We start from the raw sequence: 18816 nt of genomic DNA on the forward strand, positions 1-18816 counted from the left end.
CAGATATCCTGATAAACACGGGCTGATTTATCAGGATGGCAAAGCAAGAAACATAACGCTGGCAGCCCTGTTACGATAAGTAAGGAAGGATCAGCATGAACAAGCTTGTGATTGGAGTGAATACCGCGATGTTCGATGGTCTGGAAACGGACGTCGCTTTTAGTACGATAAAAAAAGCCGGATTTCGTTATGTAGAACTGGCCTACAACCAGGGCTACGTTGGCGATATGCCGCCAGCGCTTTTTGGTGAAGACAACGCCCGGCATATTCGTGAACAGCTGGAAAAACACCAGCTACGCACTCACTCGCTGGGGGCGACGATGAATATCGGGGCCGTGGATGCGGTTGCCGAATTTAGCCGCCGTATCCGCTTCGCCAATATGATTGGCGCAAAATGGATAAATATCTGTGTCGGCAGAAGCGCCGATCGGGCGCGGATTATCGCGAATCTGCGCGAACTCGCACCTATTGCCAGTGAAAATGGGTGCGTTATCTGCCTGGAAAACGGCGGCGATCCGAATTATGACGTTTTTCGTTTGGCCGACGATGGCTTTGCGCTGCTGGAAGCCGTCGGTAGCCCGGCGGTGGCTTTCAACGTTGATGCGGGTAATATCGTTTCGCTTTGCCCTGACGTGGATCCTATCGAACAGGCTATTGCTATGTTGCCGGGGGCGCAGCACTGCCATCTGAAAGATTTGCAAGTTTGCGATGGCGAAGTGCATTTCACGCCGATGGGGTATGGGCAACTGAATTATGTTCCGATGCTGAAAGAGCTGGCCGCCCTTGCTATTCCCTGTAGCCTGGAAATTCCGTTACGAATGCATCGCCAGCGCGACAGCTATCCTGTGCGCGGCGATTCGCCCATTGATCCAGCGCGGAGCCTTGAGGTACTGATTCAGTCTCGCGAGATGCTGGAAAAATGGCTTGGTTACGCTTTGCATGATGAGTAAATAAAAATCGCGCCTGAGATTAAATTCTTCGCAAAAAATGCGAGCTTATGGGCGCAATATTTTCTCTTTGAATATCGGAGGTTATTTTTTCATACATTGAGAAGGGTATGAAAACCAAGCGGTTATGGTCCTGGGAAATTATGGAAAATGGAATAATCCATATTGTGTGATTAATATAAGTTAACTAGCTGTTCTTTTGTTCAAATAAATTAAAACTTGTAACTAATGTTCATAGATTACTTAAGCTTCATTAATTAATTGCGTTTTATTTTCTTAACGATTTTTAAAACTGAAGGTTAATTATGTCTGACTCTACATTGATTCCATCACCAAATACAAAGAAGCCAACGAATTACCGCTGGGTTATCTTTGCAACGATGTTCTTCTTATTAGCCGTCAACCTGATGGATCGTATTACATTATCTATCGGGATGCCCTATATAAAAGAGGAATTTGATCTTTCACCTACCACTCAAGGTTTGATTCTTAGTAGTTTTTTTTGGTCTTACGCCCTGCTACAGGTACCGGGAGGTTGGTTACTGGATCGCTACGGCCCACGTAAAGTTATCACCGGCGCGCTGTTTGGCTGGGGGTTCTTCCAGGCCATTATCGGTCTGGCGACCGGCGGGATTAGCCTGATTCTTGCCCGTATCGGCTTGGGCGCAATGGAAGCGCCGGTTTCTCCCAGCGGCGCAAAACTGAGCTCCACCTGGCTGACGCAGTCGGAAAGGGGCCGCGGTGCGGTTATCATGGATTCCGGTAGCCCACTGGGCGTGGCGGTTGGCGGCATCATTGTCGCACACCTGATTGTGCTGCTGGACTCCTGGCGCATCACCTTCGTACTGGTCGGGATCTTTACCATGCTGCTGGGCTTTCTCGCATGGAGAGTTCTGCGCGACCGCCCCTCCGATCATCCCAAAGTGGATCAAAAAGAGGTGGAGTACATTGCCGCAGGTAACGTCAATAGCGCCACGGGAGTGGATGACTCCACGCCGACGAAAGGGCTGGGAATCAGCTGGTTTACCATGGTTGCCATCATGATTGGCCGCGCATCGTGGGGCATGGTGTACTGGGGATTGTTGACCTGGGGGCCGAGCTATCTGGCGCAGGCGCAAGGTCTGCAACTGGCCTCTATCGGTAACTCCACGTTCCTGATCTTTATCATGGGTACGCTGGGCTGCTTGTTTAGCGGTTTCTTCGTTGACTTCCTGGTGAAAAAAGGCGTCAGCCATAACGTGTCGCTGAAAAGCCTGCTTTCCGTATCAGGCATCGTCGGCCTGGGCGTGCTGTATGCCCTGTCGACGGTCACCAACCCCGATCTTGCCGTTGGTCTGCTCTCCGTCGCGGCATTCTTTATGATGTTCGGCAGCCTGTACTGGAGCTTCCCGGCCATCCTGGCGCCGAAAGATCGCGTAGGTCTGGTTGGTGGGCTGATGAATATGGCTAACAGCTGCGCCGGAATTCTGGTGCCCATCCTGGTTGGCGTTATTCTACAGGCTACTGGTAGCTATGAAAGTGTATTGCTCTATTTCGCCATCTGTGCCGGGTGCTATACCCTCGGAACACTGTGCATTAACTTCAATAAATTGCCGATTAAAAACGGCCAATTATCGTTCCAGAAATAAGGTGTCAAGAAGCATTGGGTTTCTGATGCGGACGAATAACTATTAAATACAGGATACTGATATGTCAGTTATATTACGAGTGGAGAAAGTCCCGCAGGTGTTGGCGGAAGCGTTAGCGCTCGACCACACGTTGTATGAATACAGTCAATTGTCAGCAGAAGAATTACATGCCATCGCCGGGGAAATTCAGGTGATATTAGCCAGTGGGGAGTCGAAAGTTGAAGCCGCATTGATTAATCAATTGCCGCAATTAAAATTAATCGCCGTATTTGGTGTCGGCTATGACGGCGTGGATATCCACGCCGCATTTGAACGGAATATTCAGGTCACTAACACACCGGATATTTTGACCGATGATGTTGCTGATTTGGGTATGGCTTTGATGTTAAACGTATCAAGGAGAATTAACGGCGCGCAAAAATTTATTGAGCGCGGCGGCTGGCAGTCTGGATCTTACCCACTGTCGACTAAAGTAAGCGGAGGGCGGTTAGGCATTGTTGGTTTTGGCCGCATTGGCCGTGCGGTCGCCAAAAGGGCGAAGGGTTTTGCCATGCGCATTGCCTGTTTTGATCGGTATCCCGTTGAAAGCAGCAAGGTGACGTATTATCCCGATTTGGTTGAGCTGGCGAAAAATAGCGATGTGCTGATAGTGTGTGCGAGCGCGGGTAAAGATAGCATGAAGCTAATCAATCGCGACGTACTCGCGGCGCTTGGACCGAACGGTATTTTAATTAATATCGCCCGAGGCAGCGTGGTGGATGAAGACGCGCTGGCTGAGGCCATCACCCAGGGAACGATTGGCGGAGCGGGTCTGGATGTTTTCGCCAACGAACCCCACATACCGCAAGCGTTGCTTAATCGTGATGATGTGGTGGTCACGCCGCATGTTGGTAGCGCAACGCACGCAACGCGTACGGCGATGGCGAAACTGGTGATGGATAATATTGCGGCGTTTTATTCCGGTCAGGCGTTGCTGACGCCGGTGCCGTGGCCGCGGTAAGAGAAAATCGCCCGGTAGCGCAACGCTTACCGGGCTTTCGCGCGTAAGTGCATCAGGTTTTTATTGGCGCGAACGCCAGCAATTAAAAGGGGGCCCTTGCGGAGCCCCTTACTGTATGCGCTGAGGTATCAACGCAGCGCTTCGCGCCAGGCGCCTTGCAGAAACTCACGGCACTGCCGTTCGTTATCCCACAGGTCGTCCTGGTCAGTGGTGCGCATTTCGACGGCGAGGGAAATCGGGCCGAATTCCTTCGGCAGTTCAAGGTTCATCGCGGTTCTAATGATATGCGCAGCCGTAGCGGTAGTGAGGAATCCTGGCTCGCCGAACTTCATATGATAATCGCCATAGCCTTGCGCCTGCGGGTCAAGGATCGCGTTGGCGAGATGCAGCTGTGAAATTAGCGGCGCCGCCAGCGCCAGTGATTCAGCGAGATCTTCCTGATTCAGCGCGACGTGGGCGCTGTCCCAGGCGAGATACAGTTTCGGGCAGTCTGGCCGTAGCGCCTTCATCCACTCCACGGTTTCATCGGTAGGGCCAATCAACTGGCATTTGTGCGCAAAGCGATCGAGCGGCTCCACCTGCAACAGCATATTGTCATACTGACCGACGACTTCGCCGATGCGTACCAGCGCCTCACCAAAGCCCTTTTTCGCCTCGTCGCGGCGCGCATCGCCGGGATCGCCGCCGCTCACCAGCGAAAGTTTGCTCGTGCCGCATTCTGCTGCCAGCTGTACCAGCTCACAGGCGCGGCGAATGGATTTTTCGCGCAGCTCAGAGTCCAGACTGCTGAGGTTCAGATTGTCTTTGAGTAATTCGAACGTCAGCCACTGAGTCACGTTTAATTGGTTCTGTTCCGCCACCGTGCGGATGTTTTTGGCGATTTCCGGCTGATGAATAATACCGGTTTCAAAACCCCGGTAATAACCGATGTCGGCGATTTCGCGGATGACATGCAAAATCGCTTTTTCATCATTGGCGAGCGGAAAGAAAATCTCTGCAATGTGCGCGGAAGGATACAATGTGGTGGTCATAATAATATCGCTGCCTCCTCATGAGATGGGAAAAAGTACGTCTGATGCGTGGTTGTGGTGCGTGTAAAAAAACTTCAGGGTGGAATGAACATTTTAATTTCTATTGAACATATGAACAAGCAGGGAACACCAGAAAATCCAGAAGTTTGACCTTGGTCGCACTTTACAACAGCGGAAGGTTTTGATTTCAACTCATTGAAAAAAAATTGTTTTGGCTTTTTTGATGCTCGACGCGGGTGATCGCAAGGAATAAGGAATTAATTTTGAAGGTGATTCAATAGTTATATCATTGTTCAAATGATTGGGTTTGCTGTTTTGTTATTTTGAATGAGATGGGCAACATTGATTGATGAGGCAACACGGCAACCGGTGTCATTACGGCGGCACAAAGGCTTTCCGGCACGCACCCGGATCATTTGTCGGGCTGTTCCCAACAGTTTCAGCGCCGACTCATACTTTATCCGGTATCGCCACAGTAACTGGCGGAGCCGCCAGCTTGTGTTGTTAGCGTGTCTTATTTAACGCTATACGCGACGGATGATATTCCCCGCTAAAATATTGCCATATATTATGTCATTTTGTTGATTTGTTTTATTTTTCTTTACAAATTAAACACATCTATTTTCTTGACAAAATAACGCCGCTGTTTTTATCTTTGAGCAGGAAATGGTTGTTAATAGCGCATGCTGAAGAAATAAAGATTTTTATTACTTATTATGTCGTTAGCATTAAGGTTTATGATCTGTGGGATTTGATGAATGCACGAAACCTCTTATCCAGACAAGGTCACTGCAACAGTAATTAATGAGGTATTTTAAATGAATGCTAAACGGTGGCTATATACTGTGTTTTTTTTGATGAGTATATTTTCGATAAGTACATTCGCTAAAGAACGTGAAAATTACCTGTATACTTCTTCTGATGATTTAGCAAAAATTTATCCTTTATTAACCCGCCAGGACATTACCGGGGTACAGATTGTCTATAACTGGAAGCGGTTGGAAGTCGCGCCGGGGAAGTATGATTTTTCCGTGATAGAAAAGGATCTTACTCTACTGCGGAAAATCAATAAAAAAATGTTTTTGCAGATTCAGGATCGTTTTTTTGAACCGCAAGCCCGTTATATCCCACAATATTTGTTAGACGACCCTCAATATGCTGGTGGCCTGGTGGAACAACAGGATAATCCGGGAGAAGGTAAATCGCAGGCTATAGGGTGGGCGGCGGTTCAATGGAATGATGCGTTGAGAAAACGTTATCAAAAATTGATTTCTGCCTTAGCGCAGACATTTGATGGCAGAATTGAAGGTATAAACTTACCTGAAACGGCGATTGATATAGATATCAAGCATGATAAAACGGGTTTTAGCTGTGATAAATACTATGCGGCTACGCTTGATAACTTAAAATTCACTCGCTCGGTGTTTAAAAAATCTCATGTCGTACAATATGTGAATTTTTGGCCGTGCGAATGGGACAACGATCATAAATATATGTCTCGCCTTTTCCAGTTCGCGAAAGATAATAATATAGGTCTGGGTGGACCGGATATTGTCCCTCATAAAAAGGCACAGATGCACAACTCATATCCTTTTTTTAATCGCTATAAAAATAAACTACCGTTAGTTGCCATGGCAGTACAGGAACCGACATTAACTTATATTAATCCGGTCACGCATAAAAAATTTTCCAAGGAAGAGTTTGTTGATTTCGCTGAAAATTATCTGGGAGCAGACATTATCTTCTGGAGCGTTGATTCGCCATGGTTGAGTGGAAAAAATTGAGTGAAAATTAGATCCAGACGCAGCGTTACGTTTTTTGTACAATTTGGCGTTGAATGTTCGATATCCCTCTTTCTCCTTTCATACGTGGTTTAACGGCAAGAGGTGACGAATAATGAATCGTGGTGAACTAGAACAGTTGCTGACCGATTATCCGTTAGTTAAGAAAATAAGGAATCTGGCGACGGTCGATTGGTTTAATCCCCTGATCACAACGTTACAGGAAGGGTTGCCCTTTGTCGGTCTTACCGCTACTGTGAACTGCACCAACACACCTCATATAACATTCAATGCGGGTAGATGTAAATTAGAGGATAACCAATTGTTTAAAATGCAAAAAACAGACACCAGTAGATGTCTGCTTCTTTTAAATTGGCTCCCCTGACTGGACTCGAACCAGTGACATACGGATTAACAGTCCGCCGTTCTACCGACTGAACTACAGAGGAATCGTGTGAACGGGGCGCATGATATCCGGCACCTGATGCACTGTCAATGGCAAAGTCGGCGGTAATTGTCTGACTGTTTAGGCAGTGTACAGCGCTTTCTTCACCGTGGTTAATACGTAACGGGCGCGCGATAATCGGCGCTGTTTTGCCACGCTTTGAGGCGGGTTAACGGATCCTGGCGATAAAACCCTTTAAAGCACTGGTATAGCGCGGGGAATCGTTCATCCAATAATGCCGGCGCGCTGAAGAAATACTCGGAGAGTACGGCAAAACATTCGACCGGGTCTTGAGCCGCGTAGGGATCCATGCTGGCCGCGTCTTCTCCGACTAAATCGATTTCCTCCTGCAAAGATTCCATCGCGGCATGCAACTGCTGTTCCCACTGCGCGACATCACGCAGGGCAATCGGCGGAACGCCGGTAGCGATGCCGCCGCCGCGGAGATCCAACTTGTGGGCGACTTCGTGAATAACCAGGTTAAATCCGGAAAGATCGAACGAGTCCTGAATTTCCTGCCAGTTAAGTACAATCGGCCCCTGGTCCCAGCTTTGTCCGGACTGTACTATTCTGCCGGTGTGAACCAGCCCAATATCGTCCTGCCATTCGTCATCCACCGTGAAAGGACCAGGATAGATCAGCACTTCGTGAAAGCCATTCAGGCACTCAATACCCAGTTCCAGGATCGGCAAAGAAAACAGTAACGCGATGCGCTGCTGCATTAATTCGGTTAGCGTCAATCCCTGTAATGGGATCAGGCGTTTCAGTTTCAGGAACTGATCCGCGATATTTATCAGCCGCGACTGCTCCTTGTCGCTTAACGGAGCGAGTAGGGGAATCGCCACCGCAGGCTGCCAGCGATCCAGCGCTTCAACCTGAAGTTCATTTGTTTTCCACGGCCACTTAATCATTGCTGTTGCTCGCTAAGTCATCACTTGAATCTAAAGACGATAGCTAATGCTGTTAAAATGCCTTAAAAGAGGGCATTATAGCAGCCTCTTAGACGGAGAGATGCCGGAGCGGCTGAACGGACCGGTCTCGAAAACCGGAGTGGGGGCAACTCCACCGGGGGTTCAAATCCCCCTCTCTCCGCCAACATTCAAACAGTTACATGAATGTCTTTCTGTGACAATTACCACGCTGAAGAAAATTCTTATAAGATCGCAATATCGCTTCCATCTTTAGTGTGATGGTTTGCTTTTGCTTACTTTCACAGTCCAAGCTACGCCGTGGCAACCCTTTCTTCATAACATAATCGCGTGCGGCACATCCGATTTTTTTCAATCATGTTTATAAATCGCGGCGCACCAGTACCCATAGCCCTGTTCACTTTCCTTCGTCCATCCCTGTTGTTTCAGCTGTTTCGCGCGGATAATTTATTATACCGTGCCGCATAAGTATAATTTCCATGGTCAGGCGCTTCTTTGTGAAAATTAACGGGGCGGTATGTGCCAGCCGCTAAAATAGCAGATTTCTGGATGATGACCAGGCCGGGTTGAGCCGTTATTGGTTGACGTCACGATCTTGCGAAGTTCAAAAAGTGTGATTTTTTTAACAGATTCACGCTTGAATTTTTCATCAATGCCGCCATCTTGATCAACGGACAAGCGATGCTTGCCTGATAGGTTGAGCTTTTGAATGTATCTAGCATATTCAGGAGGTTAATTATGGCACTGAGAACCTTGTCATTGTTCCCTGATGTTTCCGGTTCGCTCTTTTCCGATCGTTTTAACCGTATCGATCGGCTATTCAGCCAGTTAACTGGCGATACCCCGCTGTCGGCAACGCCGTCGTATGATATCCGGATGTTAGGCGACAACCGGTATGGGATCACGTTGAGCGTGCCCGGTTGGAAAGAGGACGAACTGGAGATAAAAACGGCGGGCGGCCGACTGACCGTGACGGGTAAACGTGAAGAGAAAAGCGAATCTGAAGAGGAAGGTTGGCTCCATCAGGGTATTAGCCGCGCCGACTTCAATATCAGCTATTCGCTGCCCGAACATGTGAAGGTGCAGGGGGCCGCGCTGGAAAACGGATTATTGACCGTTGAGCTTTATCAGGAAATTCCTGAAAGTGAAAAGCCGCAAAAGATAGCGATAGAAAGTCGCGGGAAGGCCATTGAACATCAGGCCTGATGATTATTACAGGCGGTCATGTCATTGTTCTGTATGAATATAACGTTATCCGTTGAATAAACGTTGTTAGAAGGAATGCCGGTCGGCCAGGCTGACCGGCATTTTTTTGCGTCGAGCTATCGGGCGATACGGTTGACATATAAATTTGTCGGATTGTCCGGGGTGTACTAATTTCATAGTTAATCATTACGTTACGGAGACTAATATGGGATTTTGGCGCATTGTGTTTACTATCATTTTACCTCCACTGGGCGTGGCGCTTGGGAAAGGGATAGGTTGGGCGTTTATCCTGAATATTATTCTGACGCTGTTGGGATATATCCCGGGCCTGATTCACGCGTTTTGGGTACAGACGAGAAATGACGGTATTTGAATAAGGCCTATACCGGGCGGCATGAGTCAGTCTTATCTATAAAGACATGATATTTAGCCATGTTTTACCACTAACGGGTGACGCTATCGGCGTTACCCGTTTTATGTTGCAGCCTGTCAGAATAGCCCGTTTGAGACTATTCAGTATGCAAGCAAAAATGCTATTCTGATCACATATCGTTGTCGCCATTCGCGGGGTAACACGCCTCGCAACTACCCTTGCATCATCGCTTTTATCTTTGCCGTTGGCGGTAGCCGGTAGCTGGCATTTGCTCTTTCATTCGTTAAATATTATAACCGCATGGTTTGTGTTGGCATGGCGTTTTGCCGTTCGAAGTGCGGATGTAGCAGTTATCTTTGTGGTATCGGGGAATCAAGATGGTTGATGTGCTTATCAAGGCCTTCTCGTTTGTTTTTGTCATCATTATCGGATATCTGCTGAAACAGCGCGGTGTATTACAACGTTCCGACAGCATCGCCTTGTCCAAGATCATGATGAATATTACCTTGCCGGCGGCGGTCATCACCGGGTTTGCCAGCTTTCAATTCGATCACTCGCTGTTGATCCTGGTGGCGCTGGGGCTGGGGTGTAATCTTATACTGATGGGGGTGGGGTATTGGATTGCCCGAAAAGGCCCTGATGATAAGAAAGCCTTTTATATGATCAATTCGCCAGGCTATAACATCGGTTGTTTTACCCTGCCTTATGTTCAGAGCTTTCTTGGGCCGGCCGGTATTGTCGCCACCTGCCTGTTTGATGCCGGGAACTCCATTATCTGTACCGGCGGCAGCTATGTCGCCGCCTCGCATGCCACCGGGCGTAGCGCCGGTCTGAAAAGCACGATTAAACGGCTATTTTCCTCCGTTCCGTTTGATGTTTACATGCTGCTGCTGCTTGCGGCGCTATGCGGTTTGCATCTTCCTAGTCAGATAACGTTGATCTCCTCGACCATTGGCAACGCCAATCCATTTCTTGCCATGTTGATTATCGGCATGATGCTGGAAATCAATATTAACCGGGCAGCGCTGGCGAATGTTTTTAGGGTGCTGGTTCTGCGCTACAGCATCGCTTCCGCATTCGCCGTTCTGTTTTACTACTACACGCCGTTGCCGCTGGAGATTCGCCAGGTGCTTGCCGTGGTGGTCTTTTCGCCGCTATCGTCACTGGCGCCTTTGTTTACCTCAAGGTTCAGCGGGATGTTCGCGTCCGTCTCCAGTTTTACCAATTCATTATCGGTCATCATCAGTATTACAATCATTACCACGCTGCTAACGTTGATGCAGCCATAAAAATCAGCAGGATACCTGAGCCGAAGTGAAACGCGCCTATGGCAAAGAAAGCCGGTGAGGCAACGTCAATTTGGCAGCGCCGTATAAACGGCGCTATTTATCCGATTTGATTACCCGGTTACGCCCTTGTTGTTTAGCCTGATAGAGCGCGATATCCGCGCGGTTTATTAAGGCATCCAGCGTTTCATTCTGCTGATATTCCGCTACGCCGCAGCTGATGGTGATATGAATCGTTTCGTTCTGAAACGATACCATTGTTGTTTCAATGTCATGCCGTAGGGATTCAGCTCGCTGTAGCGCATTTTCAAGATCGCAGTTATCCAGCAGCACGACAAATTCTTCTCCACCCCAGCGGCAAACCTGATCGCTATGGCGTGTGGACTGTTGCAGTATCTTCGCGATTTTTTGCAAGACTAAATCGCCGACGCCGTGTCCGTAGCGATCGTTAACCGTTTTGAAATGGTCAATGTCGAGAAGCAGTATGGAGATAGGCTGATGTTGCGCCAGCCGTTTATTGCTCAAACGTTCAAAGGAATAATCGAACGCCTGGCGATTCATAATGCCCGTCAGCTTGTCGGTCGTCGCCATCTGTTCCAGGCGACGCTGATAGCCACCGATGGTCAGCCATAGCAGGACAAGAAACAGCATACTGACGGTGATGCTAATCCCTAGGTTTTTTATCAGCGTATCGAACAACTGCCGCTCACTCGGATGGTTGCTTTGCTCGACCATTAAATACCAGCCAAACTCGGGGATCAGCCGGGTATTAAGAAATATGGGCTTATTTTGTTGCGAGTAATATTCATACGCGCCGCCGGGCATCGTGAGAATCGAGGTGGCGATCGATGCCAGCCCTGGCTGCTGTTGAATCTTCAGCGGGCGGTCATACGTTAAACCGTGTAACGTTACATTGCCGGTTTGATCAATAAAATAAATCGTGCGGTTGTAACGCTGCTCATATTTTTCAAGCAGGAGTTTGACCCGTTCAACGGGAATACCAATGCCGGTAACGCCGATGAAGTTGCCTTCATAGTCCATCACTTTGTGGTTAATAAAGATATCCATATGGGTGCGGTCTTCGGGATCGGTATTGATATCAATGCGGTAGGGTGTTTGGTCCGACAGGGTTTGAGCCTGAAAAAACCATTGGTCCTCGGGGGATTGCGCTGAAATGATGCGCTGAATTCGTTGAGGGTCGTAAAAACGTTTCGTTTTGTCCGAAGCAAAAAAGGAAAATAAGGTATCGAAGCGGCGATCAATCTCTTTCAGATAGCGAATCATCGCCTGTGAATCGCTTTCGTCATGAAGCACCCAGTCGCGGACAAAGGTATCATGCGCCATCAGCGATGAGATGAAGATGGGTTTCAGAAGGTCTTGCTGAATTTCGGAATACACGTTATCGCTGGTCAGAGGGAGCGTATTTTCTTTTATTTCGTCCTCTAGCGATTTTTTGGCGACTTCATAACTACTCCAACTGATAATCAGAAATGCGGCGAGCAGCATAACGGCAAATATCACAATTGCCCGGGTTTTATTTAGCCAGCGGGAGTGGGTTATCAATCCTATCAGCAAAGCAGTGCTCCTGATGCTGTCAACTAACGATAGGCAGGCAAAAACTTATCATTTACGTTATGGCTGCCGGTAAAAACCTTTATATTGAAGTTAAGCAGGCATGATAGGAAACATCAACAAAAAGCTCGCCCGAATGCAGCGATTTAGCGAGGCGATCGTAGAAGATGGGGAAAAAAGAGTGAATGATAAATAAGCGTTCGTTTTTAGCTGGTTATTGACCATGCGAAGAAATAAAAGTACGACATGAACGGGTGATATTTTAACGGATTATCGCGCATAGATCCGCTATGGCTGGAAGTAATGTAATGATTTGTATTTTATTGTGGTCTTACTCAATATCACTTGTGAAGACTGATAAAAGAGTGATATCAATTAACGTTGGTTACGGTAATTAAATCGGGTTGGCAATGACAACGGAAAGAAGAGAAAATAAGCAGGGCGGCCCAACTGCACTTTTATTTATTAATCAAAACGCGAGAAATGGTGATTCATCAAAGTCGCATGTGGTTCAATTATTACAATCGCATCATATAGCGGTTATTGAACCCGGCGAACAGGCGCTTGGCTCCTGCGGCGATATTATTCTCGCCCATGCTAATGATGTGGATTTTGTTATTATCGGTGGCGGCGATGGCACATTAAACTCGGCGGCTCAGGCTCTGGTAGATACCGGGTTGCCATTGGGCGTACTGCCATTAGGCACGGCAAATGACTTTGCGCGTACCCTGGGGATCCCAAGGGATTTGAAGCTGGCGGTGCAAATTATCGCGGCGGGAAATTTAAGGTCCATCGACCTGGGTGAAGTGAACGATCATCTGTTCTTTAATGTCTCCAGTATTGGGTTTTCGGCGGCACTGGCCCGCGGGTTATCGGCAAAGTCTAAAAAGCGCTGGGGAACGCTGGGGTACGCGCTGGCGGCGTTTAAATTGCTCAAGCAGAGCCGTCCTTTTAGGGTCGAAATTGAGCACGACGGGATTAAAGAGCGGGTCAGAACCGTTCAGGTTTCGGTGGGCAATGGCCGTTTTTACGGCGGCGGCATGACGGTGGAACAGACGGCCGCGCCTGACGATGGCCGGTTTGACGTCTATAGTCTGGAGATCTCCCACTGGTGGGAAATGCTGGCGCTTGTCCCTTTTCTGCGGCGGGGAACGCACGGGCGCTGGCGCAAAGTCCGCACCTTTTCCGCCACTCGCTTAACATTGCATACTGCCAAACCGCATGATATCAATGCCGACGGCGAACTCATTGGAAAAACGCCCGCGACATTTATCCTCAGGGAAAAAGCTATTCGCGTATTCGCTCCCCAAACCGGGGTAATTAATTAAACTTATATAAGTGCTAACGATGCAAACTATTATTTCCGCAATACTGGCTTTCTTTTTATTTGAACCGCTTGAAAACGAATTAAATCGCTATGCGGAATCTATCAATATGCCAAAAGAAACCGCGCAGCAGGTAATTTCATGTTTAAAGTCAGAGACGCCGAAAATTGTTGAGAAGGTTCGGTCAGATCTATGGTGGACAACGACGGCTATCCTTTCAATTTGGACGGGGGTGTCCGATGTTGAACAGATAATTACCGAGGCCGCGCCGAATTGTGTTGCGCCATTTAATAAAGTTAATAAATTAACCTGACCGATAACAATACCCTGATTCAATGTGATGAAAATTCAGGCCGGCAATCGAATTGACTGGCCCGAATTTTACTCATTTAATTTTATTCGTTATTTAAAAATGCGGAAACGTTCTTCGTCAGGAATGTAGGTTTTTTCACCCGCCGGTTGCTCAATTGAGCCAAACGGCATTTGGGCGCGTAATTTCCAGCTTGCCGGCAACTGCCACTGTTTTTTCACATCGTCATCAATCAGCGGATTGTAGTGCTGCAATGAGGCGCCCACTTTTTCCTGAGCCAGTGCGGACCACACGGAAAATTGCGCAATCCCGGTCGAATGTTCCGACCAAACGGGGAAATTATCCGCATACAGGGCAAATTTTTGTTGCAGATCTTCAATGACCTTGGTGTCTTCAAAGAACAGCACCGTACCGGCGCCCGCCGCGAACGACGCCAGCTTTTTCTCGGTTGGCGCAAACGACTCTTCAGGAACGATTTTTTTCAGCTGCTGCTTAACGATATCCCAGAGTTTTTCGTGCTGTTCACCGAACAAAATGACGACGCGGGAACTCTGGGAATTAAACGATGAGGGGCTTTGCTTAACGGCTTCGGTAACGAGCGAGATAACCCGATCTTCTGATATTGGCAATGTTTTACCGATGGCATAGATAGAACGACGATTCTTAATGGACTGCAAAAAAGCGTTACTCATGGTTGGTTCCTCTTCGCATGATTGCTTACTTCTAGCGTGTGGCACGGTTGCGTGTCGTATTAAATATATTAGTCGCCGCAGACTTCGCAGTCGGGATTTTTAAGCAATTTTATTTCACGAAACTGCATAACCATGGCATCGAGCATCAGCAGGCGGCCCGTGATAACCTTACCGTACCCGGTTAGCAACTTGATGGCTTCCATCGCCTGTAAACTGCCGATGGTGCCCACCAGCGGCGCCATTACGCCCGCTTCGACGCAGGTTAGCGCATTGTCGCCAAACAGCCGGCTGAGGCAGTGATAGCAGGGTTCGTCTTTCTGATAGGTAAAGACGCTGATCTGGCCTTCCATACGAATGGCCGCCCCGGAGATCAGCGGTTTTTTCAAATGAAAGCCAATGCGATTCAGGCGATCGCGGATAGAGACGTTGTCGGTACAATCAAGCACCGCATCGTGCTTCGCCACCAGCGCGCATAAAGCATCATCATCCAGGCTGGCATTGATCGCATCAAGCGCAAGGTGAGGGTTGATTTCCGTCAGGGCAATGCGCGCAGACTCCACCTTGGGCATCCCGATGCGGGCGTCGTGGTGTAGTACCTGACGCTGAAGGTTGGAGAGCGATACCGTATCAAAATCCAGCAGCGTCAGGTGTCCAACGCCCGCCGCCGCCAGATACTGCGCCGCCGCGCAGCCCAGTCCGCCGAGTCCGACAACCAGTATTCGCGCGGCTTTCAATTTTTCCTGGCCGTCAAAATCAAAGCCGCGCAGCACAATCTGGCGATTATAGCGCAGCGCCTCTTCATCACTGAGTTCCGGCAGCATGGTTAATGGCCTAATAGCGCATTGAAAGGTTCAATTTCGACCCATTCACCGGCCTCGACACGGCCGCGATCGGCCTCCAGCACGATAAAGCAGTTAGCCAGGCTAAACGAACTGAACACATGCGAACCCTGATGGCCGGTCGTTTTGACTTCCCATTCACCCTGGGCGTTACGGCTAAAGATCCCGCGCTGAAAGTCGGCTCGTCCCGGTGATTTTTTCAGCTCGCTGGTGGTTTTCACCCGCAGTCGGGCGGGAAAATGCCACTGTGAATGCCCTGATAAACGGGCTAACAGCGGTTGCACCAGTTGATAGAATGTCGCCACGGATGAAACCGGATTACCCGGCAGGCCGCAGAACCAGGCGTTGTGCAGTTTTCCAAAGGCGAAGGGTTTGCCGGGCTTGATGGCTAATTTCCAGAAATGGATGTTGCCCAGCTCTTCCAGTATCGTTTTGGTGTAATCCGCCTCGCCAACGGAAACGCCGCCGCTGCTGATGACCAGATCGGCGCTGCTGTCGGCTTGCCGGAACACGTTTCTCAAGGCGCTGGGATCGTCACGGACGATACCCAAATCGTTGACCACGCAGCCCAGTTGTTCCAGCATTAAGCGCAGAGCGAAACGGTTGGTGTCGTAAATTTGTCCGGCTTGCAGCGGTTGGCCGACGGGCTGGAGTTCATCGCCGGTCGAAAAAATAGCGACTTTCAGGCGGCGGAATACCTCAACCTGCGCGATCCCCAACGATGCCAGCAAAGGCAATTCCGCCACGCTCAGCTTGGTGCCGGCAGGCAATACGCTGGCGCCTTGACGGATATCCTCCCCCGCCAGACGAATATTCTGCCCTGATTTGACCTCACGGAGAAAGCGAATGCCCGCCTCGCAGACTTCGGTATGTTCCTGCATAACAACCGTATCAGCGCAGTCGGGAATCGGGGCTCCCGTCATAATGCGGATACAGGTTCCTGCCGGCCATTCACCGTCAAACGGCGCGCCGGCGAAGGATTTCCCGGCTAGCGGAAGCGGGGCGGCGGCGGACAGGTCCGCATAGCGAATGGCGTAACCATCCATCGCGGCATTGGCGAACGGGGGAACATTTATTGGCGAGGTGATTGCTCGGGCGGTAATTCGGCCTGTTGCGTCATACAGTGAAACGACCTCCGTTTCCGCTATTGTTTCAAGCTGGGAAAACATCTTTTCTCGCGCTTGTTCGAGCGTCAATAAACCTGGGTTAACGTTTTCCATCTGTACTCCATTATTTCATTTATCGCATTTCTGCCGGCAGGCGGAAATGCGTATTTTATGCCAATATTATGTCAGAGAACGCCGTCCCCTTCATCTTTCTGGAGGCGCGGCGCGTTGGCTTTTCTCACTGATTTATACTGTTTGTTTATGTTAATTAACTTAATGTTATAAAAGAAATTTTTCGAAGTTGCGATTCAGTTTCCGCTTTACATCCTACAGTGCGCTAAATATAGTCAAAAAAACGAGTTTAATGACAAACGGTTATTTGCCTGCCTGTCTGCGCGACTATTTTCGCATTCCGTTTTATATGGAGACCCACTGTTAATGACACAAACACGGCATCATCATGCGCCGCTTTCCGATCCTGCGTCAGGCTTTTTTTTGCCGGATGAGCAGGTATTATCTGTACGCGATCTGAGCGTTTATTTTGAACAGCAAGGCCAGCGGACTGATGCGGTGCGTGACTTAACCTTTGCGGTGAACAGAGGGGAGACGCTGGCGATTGTGGGGGAATCCGGATCGGGGAAATCCGTGACGTCGCTGGCGCTGATGCGGCTCGTCGAGCAGGCCGGCGGCGTTATTCACCGGGGGGAAATGCTGCTTCGCAAGCGAGACGGCCAGATATTGAATTTGAGAACCACGGCTCAATCACAGATGCGCAGGCTGCGCGGCGCCGATATGGCGATGATTTTTCAAGAGCCGATGACATCATTGAATCCGGTATACCCGGTCGGCGAGCAGATTGCCGAGTCCATCCGTCTGCATCAGGGCAAGGATCACCGCGCCGCTAAGCGTGAAGCATTACGCATGCTGGATTTGGTGCGTATCCCGGAAGCGCGCAATGTGCTGGATCGTTACCCCCATCAGCTTTCCGGGGGCATGCGTCAGCGGGTAATGATTGCGATGGCGCTCTCCTGCAAGCCGTCGCTGCTGATTGCCGATGAGCCGACAACGGCGCTGGATGTCACCATTCAGGCGCAGATCCTGCAACTTATCCGCGTATTGCAGCGGGAAATGGATATGGCGGTGATCTTCATTACCCACGATATGGGCGTGGTGGCGGAGGTCGCCGACAAGGTGCTGGTGATGTATCGCGGGGAGAGCGTTGAAACGGCAACCGCCACCGAGATTTTTACCGCCCCGCGGCATCACTATACCAAAGCGCTGCTGGCGGCGGTGCCCAAGCTGGGCTCGATGCGCGGGCGGCCCTATCCGGCAAAATTTCCGTTGCTGAACCGGGATTCATCGTTGACGGACGACAACGAGCCGCAGAATACGGTGCCGCCGCATGCCGCGCCCATTCTGCAAGTGAAGGATCTGGTTACCCGTTTCCCGGTTCGCAGCGGGATTTTGAACCGCGTTACACGGCAGGTTCATGCGGTGGAAAACGTCAGTTTTGATCTGTATCCGGGGGAAACGCTGTCGCTGGTGGGCGAGTCGGGCTGCGGGAAGTCCACAACCGGCCGTTCGTTGCTGCGGCTGGTGGAAAGTCAGAGCGGCACCATTATTTTTAACGGACAGCAGATTGACCGTCTGGCCGGTCCGACGCTACAGCACCTGCGGCGGGATATTCAGTTTATTTTTCAGGATCCCTACGCGTCGCTGGATCCCCGGATGACGGTCGGTTTTTCCATTATGGAGCCTTTATTGGTTCACGGCGTGGCGAGCCGTCAGGAGGCGGAGAAACGTGTGGCGTGGCTATTGTCCCGCGTCGGTCTGGCGCCTGAACACGCCCGGCGTTATCCCCATGAATTTTCCGGCGGACAGCGCCAGCGTATATGTATCGCCAGGGCGCTGGCGCTGAACCCCAAAGTGGTGATCGCCGACGAAGCGGTTTCGGCGCTCGATGTCTCTATTCAGGCGCAAATCGTCAATTTAATGCTTGAGCTACAGCGTGAATTCGGCGTCTCTTTTTTGTTTATTTCGCACGATATGGCGGTGGTGGAGCGAATCAGCCACCGGGTGGCGGTGATGTATATGGGGCAGATCGTGGAAATTGGCCCGCGCAGCGCGGTGTTTGAGCACCCCCAGCATCCTTATACCCGTAAGCTGATGGCGGCGGTTCCCGTTGCCGACCCATCCCGCCGCCATCGTGAACAGGTTTTATTGGTTGATGAAGTACCGAGCCCGATCCGGGCAATAGGCGATGAACCTACCACCGCGCCTTTAGTGCAGGTTGGCGAGCGTCACTTTGTCGCTCATCACCCGATTGCTGGCGCTTATTGACAGGGA

Annotated in this window: 18 protein-coding genes and 2 tRNA genes; 12 read left to right on the forward strand and 8 right to left on the reverse strand. The window is 49.8% G+C overall.

Going from position 1 to position 18816, the window contains the following annotated elements; genetic code table 11:
* Positions 1-95 precede the first annotated feature (95 nt).
* The 3 genes from ACN28R_RS04340 to ACN28R_RS04350 all read left to right on the forward strand — a co-directional run bounded on the left by ACN28R_RS04340 (position 96) and on the right by ACN28R_RS04350 (position 3575).
* Positions 96-950 carry a sugar phosphate isomerase/epimerase family protein gene (locus ACN28R_RS04340; RefSeq protein ID WP_095833698.1) on the forward strand — a complete coding sequence of 285 codons (855 nt, stop codon included), beginning with the start codon at positions 96-98 and terminating at the stop codon, positions 948-950.
* Positions 951-1327: 377 nt separating this feature from the next.
* The gene (locus tag ACN28R_RS04345; protein WP_231604177.1) at positions 1328-2575 is read left to right on the forward strand and encodes an MFS transporter; all 1248 of its coding nucleotides are present in this window, start codon (positions 1328-1330) and stop codon (positions 2573-2575) included.
* Positions 2576-2636: 61 nt separating this feature from the next.
* Complete coding sequence (locus tag ACN28R_RS04350) at positions 2637-3575, forward strand: 2-hydroxyacid dehydrogenase (protein ID WP_095833699.1); 939 nt, start codon at positions 2637-2639, stop codon at positions 3573-3575.
* A 128-nt stretch (positions 3576-3703) separates the two neighbouring features.
* Here the strand turns inward: ACN28R_RS04350 and ACN28R_RS04355 are convergent, their stop codons facing one another.
* Positions 3704-4606, reverse strand: coding sequence for a sugar phosphate isomerase/epimerase family protein (locus ACN28R_RS04355; protein WP_095833700.1), 903 nt, complete (start codon positions 4604-4606; stop codon positions 3704-3706).
* Positions 4607-5424: 818 nt separating this feature from the next.
* Here ACN28R_RS04355 and ACN28R_RS04360 point away from each other — a divergent pair.
* The gene (locus tag ACN28R_RS04360) at positions 5425-6390 is read left to right on the forward strand and encodes a hypothetical protein (protein ID WP_375153865.1); all 966 of its coding nucleotides are present in this window, start codon (positions 5425-5427) and stop codon (positions 6388-6390) included.
* Between the two features lie 112 nt (positions 6391-6502).
* Positions 6503-6772, forward strand: a complete 270-nt coding sequence (locus ACN28R_RS04365; protein ID WP_095833701.1) for a hypothetical protein — start codon at positions 6503-6505, stop codon at positions 6770-6772.
* On the opposite strand, the gene ACN28R_RS04370 is transcribed toward ACN28R_RS04365, so the two are convergent.
* Together ACN28R_RS04370 and mtfA are read right to left on the reverse strand one after the other, a co-directional pair.
* Positions 6761-6836, reverse strand: a tRNA-Asn gene (locus ACN28R_RS04370). The genes ACN28R_RS04365 and ACN28R_RS04370 overlap by 12 nt on opposite strands.
* Before the next feature lie 109 nt (positions 6837-6945).
* Entirely contained in the window at positions 6946-7743 is a 798-nt protein-coding gene (gene mtfA, locus ACN28R_RS04375; RefSeq protein WP_095833702.1) for a DgsA anti-repressor MtfA, read from the reverse strand.
* Positions 7744-7837: 94 nt separating this feature from the next.
* On the opposite strand from mtfA, the gene ACN28R_RS04380 reads away from it, so the two are divergent.
* Positions 7838-7927 (forward strand) — tRNA-Ser (locus tag ACN28R_RS04380).
* Between the two features lie 338 nt (positions 7928-8265).
* Here ACN28R_RS04380 and ACN28R_RS04385 read toward each other — a convergent pair.
* A complete protein-coding gene (locus ACN28R_RS04385) occupies positions 8266-8439 on the reverse strand; it encodes a hypothetical protein (protein WP_183096784.1) in 174 nt (57 codons plus the stop codon).
* A gap of 60 nt (positions 8440-8499) precedes the next feature.
* On the opposite strand from ACN28R_RS04385, the gene ACN28R_RS04390 reads away from it, so the two are divergent.
* From ACN28R_RS04390 to ACN28R_RS04400, 3 genes are all read left to right on the forward strand, one after another.
* On the forward strand, positions 8500-8967 hold the full coding sequence (locus ACN28R_RS04390) for an Hsp20 family protein (RefSeq protein WP_095833703.1): 468 nt from the start codon (positions 8500-8502) through the stop codon (positions 8965-8967).
* Positions 8968-9172: 205 nt separating this feature from the next.
* Positions 9173-9340 (forward strand): YqaE/Pmp3 family membrane protein, encoded by a 168-nt coding sequence (locus ACN28R_RS04395; RefSeq protein WP_048638385.1) that lies wholly within the window; start codon positions 9173-9175, stop codon positions 9338-9340.
* Between the two features lie 377 nt (positions 9341-9717).
* Positions 9718-10629 (forward strand): AEC family transporter, encoded by a 912-nt coding sequence (locus ACN28R_RS04400; protein WP_048638386.1) that lies wholly within the window; start codon positions 9718-9720, stop codon positions 10627-10629.
* A 93-nt stretch (positions 10630-10722) separates the two neighbouring features.
* Here ACN28R_RS04400 and ACN28R_RS04405 read toward each other — a convergent pair whose 3' ends face one another.
* The gene (locus tag ACN28R_RS04405; RefSeq protein ID WP_095835727.1) at positions 10723-12132 is read right to left on the reverse strand and encodes a sensor domain-containing diguanylate cyclase; all 1410 of its coding nucleotides are present in this window, start codon (positions 12130-12132) and stop codon (positions 10723-10725) included.
* A gap of 476 nt (positions 12133-12608) precedes the next feature.
* Between ACN28R_RS04405 and ACN28R_RS04410 the strand changes: the two genes are divergently transcribed.
* Positions 12609-13526: a lipid kinase gene (locus tag ACN28R_RS04410; protein WP_095833704.1), complete on the forward strand. Its 918-nt coding sequence runs from the start codon at positions 12609-12611 to the stop codon at positions 13524-13526.
* 19 nt (positions 13527-13545) lie between these two features.
* On the forward strand, positions 13546-13836 hold the full coding sequence (locus ACN28R_RS04415; RefSeq protein ID WP_095833705.1) for a hypothetical protein: 291 nt from the start codon (positions 13546-13548) through the stop codon (positions 13834-13836).
* A gap of 89 nt (positions 13837-13925) precedes the next feature.
* Here ACN28R_RS04415 and ACN28R_RS04420 read toward each other — a convergent pair whose 3' ends face one another.
* The 3 genes from ACN28R_RS04420 to moeA all read right to left on the reverse strand — a co-directional run bounded on the left by ACN28R_RS04420 (position 13926) and on the right by moeA (position 16584).
* Positions 13926-14525, reverse strand: coding sequence for a nitroreductase family protein (locus ACN28R_RS04420; protein ID WP_095833706.1), 600 nt, complete (start codon positions 14523-14525; stop codon positions 13926-13928).
* A gap of 68 nt (positions 14526-14593) precedes the next feature.
* Positions 14594-15346, reverse strand: coding sequence for a molybdopterin-synthase adenylyltransferase MoeB (moeB, locus tag ACN28R_RS04425; protein WP_095833707.1), 753 nt, complete (start codon positions 15344-15346; stop codon positions 14594-14596).
* 2 nt (positions 15347-15348) lie between these two features.
* A complete protein-coding gene (gene moeA / locus ACN28R_RS04430; RefSeq protein WP_095833708.1) occupies positions 15349-16584 on the reverse strand; it encodes a molybdopterin molybdotransferase MoeA in 1236 nt (411 codons plus the stop codon).
* A gap of 324 nt (positions 16585-16908) precedes the next feature.
* Here moeA and gsiA point away from each other — a divergent pair, with 324 nt between their 5' ends.
* Positions 16909-18810 carry a glutathione ABC transporter ATP-binding protein GsiA gene (gene gsiA, locus ACN28R_RS04435; protein WP_095833709.1) on the forward strand — a complete coding sequence of 634 codons (1902 nt, stop codon included), beginning with the start codon at positions 16909-16911 and terminating at the stop codon, positions 18808-18810.
* The last annotated feature ends 6 nt before the right edge of the window (positions 18811-18816 follow it).

The organism is Brenneria goodwinii (assembly GCF_002291445.1).
Lineage (GTDB): Bacteria > Pseudomonadota > Gammaproteobacteria > Enterobacterales > Enterobacteriaceae > Brenneria > Brenneria goodwinii.